Genomic DNA, 11781 nt, shown 5'->3' on the forward strand with positions numbered 1-11781 from the left:
GGTTAAACAATAGGACTGTAGTTTTTCGCTCACTTGGATTCCTGCATACCCAACTCCCGGCAGAAAGCAGGCTCATGTCCACCACTCATCCGACTTCCGACGCCCGCGGCAACGATGCCGAGGGCTACTACGAGTTCCACGACGGGAGCGACGCTGCACACCTGCACGCGCTCGGCTACAAATCGGAGTTCAAACGGGACATGAGCCCGTGGGCGAACTTCTCACTCGGCTTCACCTACCTGTCCCCCGTCGTCGGCATCTACACCTTGTTCGCGTTCGCACTGGCCACCGGTGGCCCGCCGATGATCTGGAGTCTGCTGATCGTCGGAGTCGGGCAGCTGCTCGTCGCCCTGGTGTTCTCCGAGATCGTGGCGCAGTACCCGGTGGCCGGCGGGGTCTATCCCTGGGCACGACGCCTGTGGGGACGACGATATGCATGGATGACCGGCTGGGTGTACCTGGCGGCCCTTCTGGTCACCATCGCGTCGGTGACCTACGGCGCCGGGCCGTTCATCGCCGCCGCGTTCGGCATCGAAGCGACGGTGAACAACGTCATCGTGTTCTCGCTGCTGCTGCTCGCGCTGGCCACCGTGATCAACTTCATGGGTACGAAAGTGCTTGCCAAAGCGGCGATCATCGGATTCAGCGCCGAGATCATCGGGGCCCTCGTGGTCGGGGGGTGGCTGCTGATCGCGCACCGTGAACACAACATCGGGATCATTTTCGACAGCTTCGGCGCCGGTGGCGACGGCAACTACATGTGGGCGTTCGCCGCTGCCGCGTTGATCGGCCTGTACCAGTACTACGGCTTCGAGGCGTGCGGTGACGTGGCCGAGGAGGTGCCCGACCCGGGCCGGTTGATCCCGAAGGCGATGCGCCGCACCATCTATATCGGCGGAGCTGCAGCAACTTTCGTGTGCTTGGCGCTGGTCCTGTCGGTGGCCGACATCCCTGCCGTGATCGCCGGCGAGGACACCGATCCTGTCAGCACGGTGCTCACCGAAGCCTTCGGCCCGGTCGGCTCCAAGATCATCCTGGTGATCGTGCTGCTGTCGTTCCTGTCGTGCGCGATGAGCCTGCAGGCCGCCGCGAGCCGGCTCGCGTACTCGTACGGGCGCGACGAGATGATCATGGGAAGTTCTCTTCTGAAGAAGTTCTCGCCCACGCGCCACGTCCCGCCGTACGCGTTGTTGCTGGCTGCTGCGGTGCCTGCGCTGATCATCCTCGGATCCAAGTTCTCCACCGATGCGATCACCAAGATCATCAGCTTTGCCGCTCTGGGCATCTACATCGGCTTCCAGATGGTCGTCCTCGCCGCGCTGCGGGCCCGCCTGAAAGGCTGGGTGCCCAGCGGGAAGTACACCCTGGGCAAGTGGGGTGTGCCGGTCAACATCGCCGCGTTGGTCTACGGAGTGATCGCGATGGTCAACATGGCCTGGCCCCGCACCCCGGACGCCCCCTGGTACGACAACTGGATCGTGCCGCTGTCGGCCGCAGTCGTCATCGGAATCGGATTGATTTACATGACGATTCACCCGTTACACGGCAAGAGCACGGCACCGTACGCCGACGCCATCCCCACCAAGAAATAGGAGAAGGACTCCCCGTGACCGTCACGCAGCCGCCGTACCGGACACTGAACCCCGCCACCGGTGAAGTGCTGGCGACGTTCGACACCACGACCGACGCCGAGGTCGCCGCGGCGCTCACCGCGGCCGACCAGGCCTACCGGATATGGGGCGAGGAGCCGTTGCAGGTCCGGCTGGAGGTGGTGCGCAACGTCGGACGGCTGCTGCGGGAGCGCGCGACAGATCTGGGCGAGCTGGCACGCCTGGAGATGGGCAAGAAACTCGACGAGGGCACCGGTGAGGTGGAGTTCTCCGCGTCCATCTTCGAGTTCTACGCCGATCAGGGTGCGGCACTGCTGGCCGACCAGCCCATCCCGACCTTCTCGGGAGGCACCGCAATGGTCCGGCGCCGTCCGGTCGGTGTGCTGTTGGGGGTGATGCCGTGGAACTTCCCCGTCTACCAGGTGGCCCGCTTCGCCGCACCGAATCTGCTGTTGGGCAACACGCTTCTGCTCAAGCACGCCGAATCGGTTCCTCAGTGCGCGTTGGCGATCGCCGAATTGCTGCGTGACGCCGGCGTACCCGCCGGGGTGTACACCAACCTGTTCGCGACGTTCGATCAGGTCGAGGCGATCATCGGAGACGATCGCGTGCAGGGCGTCTCGGTGACCGGATCCGAGCGTGCCGGCGCCGCCGTCGCCGCCACCGCCGGACGGGCACTGAAGAAATGCCTGCTGGAGCTCGGTGGTTCCGACCCGTTCATCGTCCTCGACGGCGATGCAGGCGAACTGGCGCGCACCGCTTGGGATTTCCGCACCTACAATATGGGACAGGCCTGTAACTCCAACAAGCGCATGATCGTCCTCGACGACGTCTACGACGATTTTGTCGCCGAATTGACCTCGCTGGCAGCCGGCCTCACATCGACCGAGATTGCTCCGCTGTCCTCACGGGCGGCGGCGGAAACCGTCGCCGCTCAGGTCGCCGACGCCGTCGACAAAGGCGCCACGCTGCACGCCGGTGGTGTGCTCGGCCAGGCACCCACGGCGTTCTACACCCCTGCTGTGCTGACGGGCGTCACCCCCGACATGCGGGCCTACACGGAGGAGCTGTTCGGCCCGGTGGCGGTCATCTACCGCGTTCGTGACGACGACGAGGCCGTCGCGCTCGCGAACTCCTCCGCGTTCGGTCTCGGGGCGTCGGTGTTCAGTACCGATGTCGGCCGCGCCGAGAAGGTCGCCCGACGGCTCGAAGCCGGAATGGTCAACGTCAACACCCCGGCCGGGGAAGGGCCCGACATTCCGTTCGGCGGCGTCAAGCGTTCCGGCTTCGGACGTGAGCTGGGCGCACTGGGCATCGACGAGTTCGTCAACAAGCAGGTCTACGTGATCGCCGACTGACGCCTGAGTGCCCCGGGTGTCGGCGCCGCCTTCCGCTCCGGTGCCGGCGCCCCTAGATTCCTGGGCCGCCGAGCTGGTCATGCAGGAGATCGACGGCGCGTGCCGCGCTCTGGGCCGCGCCCTCCATCGTGGTGGGCCAGTCGTTGTGCGTCCAGTCCCCCGCCAGCACGAGATTCGGCAGCGCTGTGCGGTTTGTCGGCCGGATGGTGGACATCCCCACCCGCGACGAGAAAGTGGCCTTCGGCCACGGGACGACGGTCACGTCGAGCACGTCCGCCTCGCGGGCGGCCGGATAACTGCTCCGCAGCGCCCCGACGAGACGCTCGGCGACGTCGGCCTTCTTCAACCCCATCAACTCGTACGCGGCGCACGTGGTCAGCCCGTACAGATGGTTGCCGTCGGCGCGCGGCCCGTGCATCTTGTCCCGGTCGAACACCCATCCGATATCGCTGTCCAGCAGTGACTCCCACGGAGCCACCGTGCCCAGCGGCCGGTCCAGCAGCACATAGGTGCTCATGATCGGGATCGGCTCGAGCTTCTTTGCCGCCAGCCGCGCCTCCTCCGCATCCGGCACCTCGTCGAGCAGGGACCGCAGGTTCCACGACGGGACCGCGAGGATCACCGCGTCGGCGGTCACGGTGCCGCCGCCGGACAACCGCACGCCGGTCGCCACTCCCCCGCCGGTCGTCACCGCCGCGACGCGGGCACGGAGGCGGACATCGACGCCACGCTCGGCCATCACGCGCTGCGCTCCTCGCAGATAGAGCGTGTCCAGGTCGACCGTCGGATAGCCGATCCGCACGGCACCGGTGCCCGACCGACGTACCCGGTCGGACCCGGTACGCAGCAGCGCGGCGAAGGCGTGCGCCGACGCCAGGTGCGGAAGCTCGTTGAGCAGCCCGATCACCATGGAATTCAGCAGGATCCGGCGGACTTCGCCGGGGAAGCCCAACCGGTCGAACCACGCGTCGACGGTGATGTCGTCCAGCGAATCGTCGAACCGCAGGACATCGCGGACCAGGCGGGCCCAGGCCGGGGCCGCCCGCAGCAGCATCGCCATACTCAAGCCCCGCACCCGGCCGAGCATCAGGCGCCGCAGGTGCGCCACCCGCAGTCCGAACACCTCCGCATGACCGTCCGGATACCGCACGCCGAACTCGTCCGGGAACTGCAGAAGACCCTGCGCACCAATGGATTCCAGGTAGCGAAAGATGTTCTCGTAGGAGCCGGTCAGCACGTGCTGACCGTTCTCCACCGCATCCCCGTGGCCGGAGGTCAAGCCGATGGTCCGACCGCCCAGTGAGCCGTTGCCCTCCAACAGCGTGACCCGGTAGCCCCTCTCGGTCAGCCACACCGTGGACGCCAGCCCCGCCAGGCCGCCGCCCACGACCACGACGTGCTTGCGTGCGGAGGTGGTCGTCATGACGGTGATCGCAAAGGTCTTGCCGGCGGCGCCACGGCGGGTTACGTTACCCGACGTTGCGTATTTCGACGACGAGGAGACGGATCGGCATGCGTGCGGTGGTCGTCGACAGCAAGGGCACGGTGCACGTCGCCACCCGACCCGATCCGCCGCTGCCCGGCCCCGACGGCGCACTGGTCGAGGTGACCGCGACGGCCATCTGCGGCTCGGATCTGCATTTCCTGGAAGGGCATTACCCGATCGGCGATCCGGTGTCCATCGGGCACGAGGCGGTCGGGGTGGTCGTCGACACCGGACCCGCCGTCGCGAATTTCCGCCCCGGCGACCGGGTGCTGGTGTCATCGGTCGCTGGATGCGGCCGCTGTGCGGGGTGCCGGACGCTGGACCCGGTGGCGTGCGTGCAGGGTCCGCAGATCTTCGGGTCCGGCCTTCTCGGTGGAGCGCAGGCCGACCTGATGGCGGTACCGGCGGCGGACTTTCAGCTGCTCACGATCCCGGACGGGATCGACACCGAACAGGCGCTGCTGCTGACCGACAATCTGGCCACCGGATGGGCAGCCGCCAAACGCGCCGACATCCCGGTCGGCGGCACAGTGGTGGTGATCGGCGCGGGAGCGGTCGGTCAGTGCGCGCTGCGCAGCGCCTATGCGCTGGGTGCGGCAACGGTTTTCGTCGTGGACCCGGTTGCCGCCCGCCGGGACCGCGCCGCCGCGGCCGGGGCACGTGCGCTCGCTTCGCCTGCCGCTGCGGCGGTCCTGGAAGCCACCGCCGGATTGGGCGCCGATTCGGTGATCGACGCGGTCGGCACGGACACGTCGATCGACGACGCCCTGGCGTGCGTGCGCACCGGCGGCACGGTGTCGATCGTCGGGGTGCACGATCTGCAGCCGTATCCCCTGTCCGCACTGGCATGTCTGCTGCGCAGCCTCACGATCCGGCTGACCACCGCCCCGGTCCAGCAGACCTGGCCGGAACTGATCCCGTTGCTGCAGGCCGGCAGGCTCAGCATCGACGGGATCTTCACCGGCACAATGCCGCTGGCCGACGCCGCCCGGGCATACGAAGCGGCGTTCGCCCGGTCGGCCGAACACCTCAAGATCCAGCTCATCCCATGACGGCGAACAACCCCGCCGCGGCGAGGGTCTCGACGAAGAAGTAGAACCAGTTGGGGTAGAACGGGGTTCGGCCGTCCAGGGCGGACACCAGCCGCCCCGCCGCCATCCCCGCCAGTGCGGCAGCCACGGTGACGAGCACACCCGATCGCAGATCCGGTGTGGTGATCGCGACGATGAGCACCGCCGCGATCGCCAGACCGAATCCGCCGTACACCGCCCGCACCTCAGAGCGCGCCGCGCCCGATCCCAGCGCCACGCCGAACAGCGCGACCACCCAGGCCGGAGCGACGAGAGCGAGGACACCCATCCCTGCGAAGAACACCGCGGCGCCGGCCATGACCGTGATCGTCACGCTAACCTCCCATGCACTGGCTCAGGAGGACACCATGACAGCTGTCACGGCCGCGTCGCTTCCACAAACCTGCTATCCGGCGGTGTGGTTGTGGCCCGGGCAGGTGCTCTACGCCGGCCCCGCGCTGAACCTCGAGCCGCACTCGGGATCGGTGTGGTGCCTGGCGGTCGGTGTGGACGGCGCCGTCACCGTGACCGCCGACGGGCACCGGGTGGCGGCGCGCAGCGTGCTCATCCCACCCCGGCTGGTGCACCATCTCGACACGCACGGCGGGCGACTGGTGTCCTGCTACCTCGATCCGTCCTCAGGCCGCGCATCAGCGTGTGGCGACAGATGTCGCAGCACCACTGCCGCGCTCATGTCCGACCACGCTGACGAGGACGCGTTGAGGCAGATGCCCGAGGACGACGAATCCGCGCGACGCTGGCTTGATCTCGCGGCGCCGGCCTCACCGGCTGCGCCCGATCCGCGCATCGCCGAGACGATCCGGCGCATCGCTGCCGATCCCTGCGGCGGCCTGTCCTCGGGCCGACTCGCCGCAGCCATAGGCCTGTCCGAATCGCGGTTCCTGCATCTGTTCCGCCACCAGGCCGGCACCAGCCTGCGCCGCTACCGCATGTGGATGCGACTGCTGCGGGCAGGCGAGGCGGTGAGCGCCGGCAAGAGCCTGACCGATGCGGCCGCGGACGCGGGCTTCGCAAGCCCGTCCCATCTTTCGGACCGGTTCAAGTCCACCTTCGGCCTCACCGCGACCGACCTGTTGAGCAGCGGTGCCGTGCTGCGCGTCCTCCCCGACATACCACGAAGCCCCGGCGGGTAGCCGGGGCTTCGGGTCTGCGGAGTCCGGGGAGGTTACTCCGAGTCTGAGGAGTCCGACGATCCGGAACCGGATTCATCCGACGAGGAATCCGACGAGGCCTCCGTGGAGTCCCTGTCCTGATCCGCGTCGGCCGACTGCGAGGTGTCGGCGTCTTCCTGTGCTGCCGCGTCGGTCTCGTCCTCGACCGCGGCATCCCCATCGACGGTGCCGGTGACGTCGGCGTCGGTTTCGGCGACATCGGCGTCGTCGCCGTCGCGGACCACAGCCTCGCCGACCGTGTCCTCAACCACCTCGTCACCAACCGGCGCAGCGGCGCCCGACTCGGCCTGCGCGTCGCTGTCCGCGACCGCAGTGGTGACGGCCTCGACGGCCTTCTCCTCCACCTGGGGCTCGGCGACCGGTTCGGCGATCACCGCGGGAGCGGCGACCGGTTCGGCGACCGCTGCGGGAGCGGCGACGAACGTGCGCAACGCGGTGGCGCGGACGTCATTGCGGCTGTACGCCTTGTCGATCTTGGCCTTGAGCTCGGCTTCGCGAGCTGCCAGGCTCGGGAACATCTGCACCAGAGGCAGTTTCGCGGTCGGGACCAGATAGTTGGTGGTGGTGCCGCCCTTGGAGTTGACGTCCACGGTGATGTTCTCCGCAGGAACCTTGGACAGGTCGGCGAACATCATCGGAACATGCACGTAGATTCCACCGGCGATCGCGTTCAGCACCGCGAGCCCGTTCCACCAGCGATCCGGGAAGTCCGCCATACCGTCGTACTCGCCGGTGACCACGACGATGTCGTACTCGGTCTCGGGCGCCGGGCGGTAGGTGTAGTCGAAGCTCTTGTTGTACCGCGTCTGGTTGATCAGCTTCTGGCGGCTGGAATCGGCCACCAGGACGAAGGTGATCTGGTTCTTGTCGGGCGCCTCGGCGTCAGCGGCCAGTTGGCGGAGCACCTCGTTGACCACCAGGGAGCCGGCCGACAGCCCGACGACGGTGACCTTCTCGTCGTTGATGTAGTTGCCCTGGCCGTCCTTGGCGAGACGGTCGAGCGCCGCGTCGATCTGGGCATTGAGGTTGTTGACGCCGATGTTGATCGACGCACCGAGCGTGAGATCGTTCTTACCGGTGTACGGCGCCGCCTCGGCCGGCCAGTTCACACTCACACGCTGCTGATCTTTCAGTGCCCCCCCGAGCAACTGACTCATGACCGCGTCGTGCATCGACGACGTCGCGATACCGCCGATGACAAGAGCCGAGCTGGCGCCCCAGGCAGACGTGGCGGTGATGGCCGCCAACGCCAGCGAAGCAAACGCTGTGCCGCACGCTACAGATGCTTTGCGCACACCGATTTTCATGGAAACTCCCCGTTTGATGCAGTGATTCTGACTCGCCGATCCGGCGACGAGGAAAAGCATAAGGAGAGTTATATGTCCGCAGCCAGCAAAATCTTGACATTTCTAATGGTTGCAGCTGTAGCGAACGGTGTCGGCTTCGCCATGAACCCACTTGTCGGATCAAAGCCTCCGCGAGGGTGCCTACCTCTCGCAGCGCTACAACGATCTGAACAGGATATATGTCGCGCTTTCAACGCAATCTGACCGAACGAACCGCCCACCACCGCACCGTGAAAGTTGTCTCTGACCCTAAGAAGCTAATAAAAGTTAACGTCCCAAAGAATGCTCCTCAGCTCACTCCAAGGCAACATCTTTCACTCCAGTAACACGCCGGGTCGATGGGCCTCGCACGCCCGACGTCGGGACCGGTCGAGTCGGCCGGGCTGTGAAGTCGCGGAGCTCACACAGCAAACCGCTGGCAGTGTCGCCAACGCCGCGCCAGAACCGAGTTGCAGCAGGCCGTCGGCCGGGTCGTCCGCCGGGGAGATGCGCGTCCGGCGAATGGGGTGCCGGGGGAGTTCGACCGGCGTCGGCTATGGTCAGCGTGGCCGGTCGGCCCGACCGGCCCCGACGAGCAGGCAGGAAGCCGGTGTGAATCCGGCACGGTCCCGCCACTGTGACCGGGGAGCGAACCCCAGCTCGACCACGGCCGGCAGGCTGGAAGGTCGGAGTGCGCGCTGATCCGGGAGTCAGGATACTGCTCTCGCCGGCCCTCTCACTGGGACGTGGAGATCCCGGATGGAGCCGATGCAGTGCGTTGCCTTGTTCCTTGCCGCGGGCGCGGGTTGATCGCCTCGTGTGCCGTCCTTCTTCTTGTCGCGGCGTCAGCGGCCGGATGCTCGTCCGCGCCGCAGAACTCACCAGAAATTCTGCAGCACAGTGGTTTTCCGGTGACCCTCGACAACTGCGGTCAGTCGGTCGTCGTCGAGGCGCCGCCGGAGCGCGCGGTGGCGTATTTTCAGCATCCGGCTGAGATGATGCTCGCGCTGGGCCTGCGCGATTCGATCGCAGCGACGGTCTATCCGGACAATCCCCCGCTGCCTCGCTATGAGGTGGCGTACCGGTCTGTTCCCGAACTCTCCGGCAAGGACGCGTCGTTGGAGCGGGTGCTGTCGGTGGCACCGGATTTCGTCTACGGCGGTTATGCGAGCGCCTTCGACGACGCGGCCGGACGCTCCCGGCAGGCGTTCGCCGACGCGGGGGTGACCACCTACCTGAACCCGGAATACTGTGCGACCGAACCGATCACGATGGACGATGTCTACGACGAGGTGCACACCGTCGCGCGGATCTTCGGAGTCGAGGATCGTGCCGGCGGACTGATCGACGACATGCGCTCCAGCGTCGCGGCCACTCAGGAGCGGATCGCCGGCGTCGAACCACTCACGGCGTTCGTGTACGACAGCGGTGAGGACGCGGCGTTCACCGCCGGCCGCAGGGGAATTGGCGATCAGATCATCACCCTCGCGGGTGCGAGCAACATCTTCGCCGACCTGGACGACACCTTCGCCGACGTGTCGTGGGAGCAGGTGCTTCAGCGCGATCCCGACGTGATCGTCATCTACGACTATCACGGCACCCCATCGGTGGAGCAGAAGAAGCGGTTTCTCACCAGCAAGCCCGAATTGGCTGCGGTGACCGCGATCCGGGAGGACCGCTTCGCCGTGCTGACCCTGCAGGACGCTGTGCTCGGAGTGCGAGCGCCGTTCGCGGTCGAGGCGCTGGCCCGCCAGCTGCATCCGGACCGGTTCCGGTGAGCACACCCACAGGGCTCGGGGACGGGACGACCGCGCCGCCGCGCGGGGGTCCGCGCCGTCCGCCGTATCCGCTCGTGCTGGCCGGGCTGTGCCTGGTGCTCGTCGGCGCGGTCACCGCCGGCTTGGCGATCGGCTCGATCGCCATCCCTCCCGCCGATGTCGTCCGCAGTGTCGCGGCGACCGTGTTCCCCTCCGCGGCGGATACCGACGTGCCCGCGCACGTTCACACGGTGGTCACCCAGGTGCGCGCTCCAAGGGTGTTGCTGGGCGCGGTGGTCGGGGCCGGCCTGGCGGTGGTCGGGATGACGCTGCAGGCGCTCGTCCGCAATCCGCTGGCCGAGCCGTTCCTGCTGGGTGTGTCCTCGGGCGCGTCGGTGGGCGCGGTGGCGGTCATCGTCTCCGGCATCGGTGTCCTCGGCTGGCTGTCTCCATCGCTCGCCGCGTTCGCCGGATCGCTGGCCGCACTCGGCCTGGTCTACGGATTGTCCGGGGGCGCAGGGCAGATCACGACCACGCGGCTGATCCTCGCCGGCGTTGCGGTGTCCTACGCGCTGTCGGCGGTCACCAGTTTGATGCTGCTGACCGCCGACAGCGGTGACCGCGCCCGGCAGGTGCTCACCTGGTTGCTCGGCGGGTTGGGCAGCGCACGATGGGACACGCTGTGGCTGCCGCTGGCCCTGGTGGCAGCCGGCGTGATTCTGCTGCTGGCCCAGGCCCGGACCCTCAACGTGCTGCTGGCCGGAGAGGCCGCCGCGGCCACCATGGGCGTCGACACGCAACGCTTCCGGGCCCGGATGTTCGTTCTGACGTCGTTGGTGACCGGGGTGCTGGTCGCCGCCAGCGGTCCGATCGGATTTGTCGGGCTCATCCTCCCGCACGCGGTGCGACTGGTGGTCGGCAGCGACCACCGCCACGCGCTGCCTGCCGCCGCGCTGGCCGGGGCCGGCTTTCTGGTGCTGGCCGACATCGCCGCTCGCACTCTGGCCGCGCCGCAGGAGATCCCGGTCGGCGTCCTGACGGCCCTGTGCGGCGGCCCGTTCTTTCTCTGGCTGCTGTGGCGGGACGCGCGCCGCCGCGTCGCGGCGGTGCCCCGGTGAACGCGGCACGGGTCGAGATCGGCGCGCTCTGCGTCGACCGCGGCGGGCGTCGCGTCCTCGATGGTGTCGATGTGACCGCCCCACCGGGCACCGTCGTCGGTGTGGTGGGCCCCAACGGCTGCGGGAAGTCGACGCTGCTGCGCGCGCTGCTGGGCATCCTGCGACCGTCGTCGGGTACGGTCACCGTGGACGGCGCCGACGTGGCGTCGATGACTCCACGGCAGCGGGCGCGCACGACGGCCGCCGTGCTGCAGGACGAAACCGGTGACTTCGACCTGCTGGTGCGCGATGTGGTCGTTATGGGCCGGGCGCCGCACAAGCGGATGTTCCAGGGCGACAACACTTCCGACGAGGCCATTATCGCCGAGGCACTGGCGCTCGTCGACGCCTCGGCCCTGACCGACCGGGGCTTCGCGCTGCTGTCCGGCGGTGAGCGTCAACGCGTCCTGGTGGCACGTGCGCTGGCTCAGCGACCGCGGCTGCTGGTGATGGACGAACCGACCAATCACCTCGACGTCCGGCACCAATTCGACGTGCTGGCACTACCAGCCCGCCTCGGTGTGACGGCGGTGGTCGCCCTGCACGATCTCAACCTGGCCGCCCATTACTGCGACCATGTCGTGGTGCTGCGGAACGGAGCGCCGGTGTGTGCGGGTCCGCCCGAAACGGTGCTCACCGCAACGCTGATCGCCGACGTGTGGGGCATATCGGCCAGCGTCGGCTCGCACCCGCGGACCGGCCGTCCGCACGTCGCCTTCGATCCTTCACAATCGGCGGAGCAGCTCTTCACGGCGCCGTGACGAGGCGATCCCACGCCATCGGCCGATTGACTTGCGGGGGCCTCGCCTCCCTCGCTGACCGCGA

Annotated in this window: 10 protein-coding genes and 1 riboswitch; of the genes, 7 read left to right on the forward strand and 3 right to left on the reverse strand. The window is 67.8% G+C overall.

Annotation, left to right across the window (positions count from 1 at the left end):
* The first annotated feature begins 74 nt into the window (after positions 1-74).
* Both ACTWP6_RS11385 and ACTWP6_RS11390 read left to right on the forward strand, forming a co-directional pair.
* On the forward strand, positions 75-1592 hold the full coding sequence (locus tag ACTWP6_RS11385; protein ID WP_260751101.1) for an APC family permease: 1518 nt from the start codon (positions 75-77) through the stop codon (positions 1590-1592).
* A 14-nt stretch (positions 1593-1606) separates the two neighbouring features.
* Positions 1607-2968, forward strand: a complete 1362-nt coding sequence (locus ACTWP6_RS11390) for an aldehyde dehydrogenase family protein (protein ID WP_260751100.1) — start codon at positions 1607-1609, stop codon at positions 2966-2968.
* Positions 2969-3020: 52 nt separating this feature from the next.
* Here ACTWP6_RS11390 and hpnE read toward each other — a convergent pair whose 3' ends face one another.
* Positions 3021-4391 carry a hydroxysqualene dehydroxylase HpnE gene (hpnE, locus tag ACTWP6_RS11395; protein WP_260751099.1) on the reverse strand — a complete coding sequence of 457 codons (1371 nt, stop codon included), beginning with the start codon at positions 4389-4391 and terminating at the stop codon, positions 3021-3023.
* A gap of 89 nt (positions 4392-4480) precedes the next feature.
* Here hpnE and ACTWP6_RS11400 point away from each other — a divergent pair, with 89 nt between their 5' ends.
* Positions 4481-5506, forward strand: coding sequence for an alcohol dehydrogenase catalytic domain-containing protein (locus ACTWP6_RS11400; RefSeq protein ID WP_260751098.1), 1026 nt, complete (start codon positions 4481-4483; stop codon positions 5504-5506).
* Here the strand turns inward: ACTWP6_RS11400 and ACTWP6_RS11405 are convergent.
* Entirely contained in the window at positions 5496-5858 is a 363-nt protein-coding gene (locus tag ACTWP6_RS11405) for a DUF4345 family protein (RefSeq protein WP_443187711.1), read from the reverse strand. The two genes, ACTWP6_RS11400 and ACTWP6_RS11405, sit on opposite strands and share 11 nt — an antisense overlap.
* A gap of 34 nt (positions 5859-5892) precedes the next feature.
* Here ACTWP6_RS11405 and ACTWP6_RS11410 point away from each other — a divergent pair, with 34 nt between their 5' ends.
* Entirely contained in the window at positions 5893-6678 is a 786-nt protein-coding gene (locus ACTWP6_RS11410; RefSeq protein WP_260751095.1) for a helix-turn-helix domain-containing protein, read from the forward strand.
* A gap of 32 nt (positions 6679-6710) precedes the next feature.
* Here ACTWP6_RS11410 and ACTWP6_RS11415 read toward each other — a convergent pair whose 3' ends face one another.
* Complete coding sequence (locus tag ACTWP6_RS11415) at positions 6711-8024, reverse strand: PE-PPE domain-containing protein (RefSeq protein WP_260751094.1); 1314 nt, start codon at positions 8022-8024, stop codon at positions 6711-6713.
* Positions 8025-8642: 618 nt separating this feature from the next.
* Positions 8643-8763, forward strand: a riboswitch (cobalamin riboswitch).
* A gap of 190 nt (positions 8764-8953) precedes the next feature.
* Between ACTWP6_RS11415 and ACTWP6_RS11420 the strand changes: the two genes are divergently transcribed.
* From ACTWP6_RS11420 to ACTWP6_RS11430, 3 genes are all read left to right on the forward strand, one after another.
* On the forward strand, positions 8954-9820 hold the full coding sequence (locus ACTWP6_RS11420; RefSeq protein ID WP_443187712.1) for an ABC transporter substrate-binding protein: 867 nt from the start codon (positions 8954-8956) through the stop codon (positions 9818-9820).
* A 74-nt stretch (positions 9821-9894) separates the two neighbouring features.
* Complete coding sequence (locus tag ACTWP6_RS11425) at positions 9895-10917, forward strand: FecCD family ABC transporter permease (protein ID WP_443187757.1); 1023 nt, start codon at positions 9895-9897, stop codon at positions 10915-10917.
* Positions 10914-11717: an ABC transporter ATP-binding protein gene (locus tag ACTWP6_RS11430; RefSeq protein ID WP_443187713.1), complete on the forward strand. Its 804-nt coding sequence runs from the start codon at positions 10914-10916 to the stop codon at positions 11715-11717. The genes ACTWP6_RS11425 and ACTWP6_RS11430 overlap by 4 nt, the downstream gene beginning before the upstream one ends.
* The last annotated feature ends 64 nt before the right edge of the window (positions 11718-11781 follow it).

Source organism: Mycobacterium sp. 4D054 (assembly GCF_052245755.1).
Lineage (GTDB): Bacteria > Actinomycetota > Actinomycetes > Mycobacteriales > Mycobacteriaceae > Mycobacterium.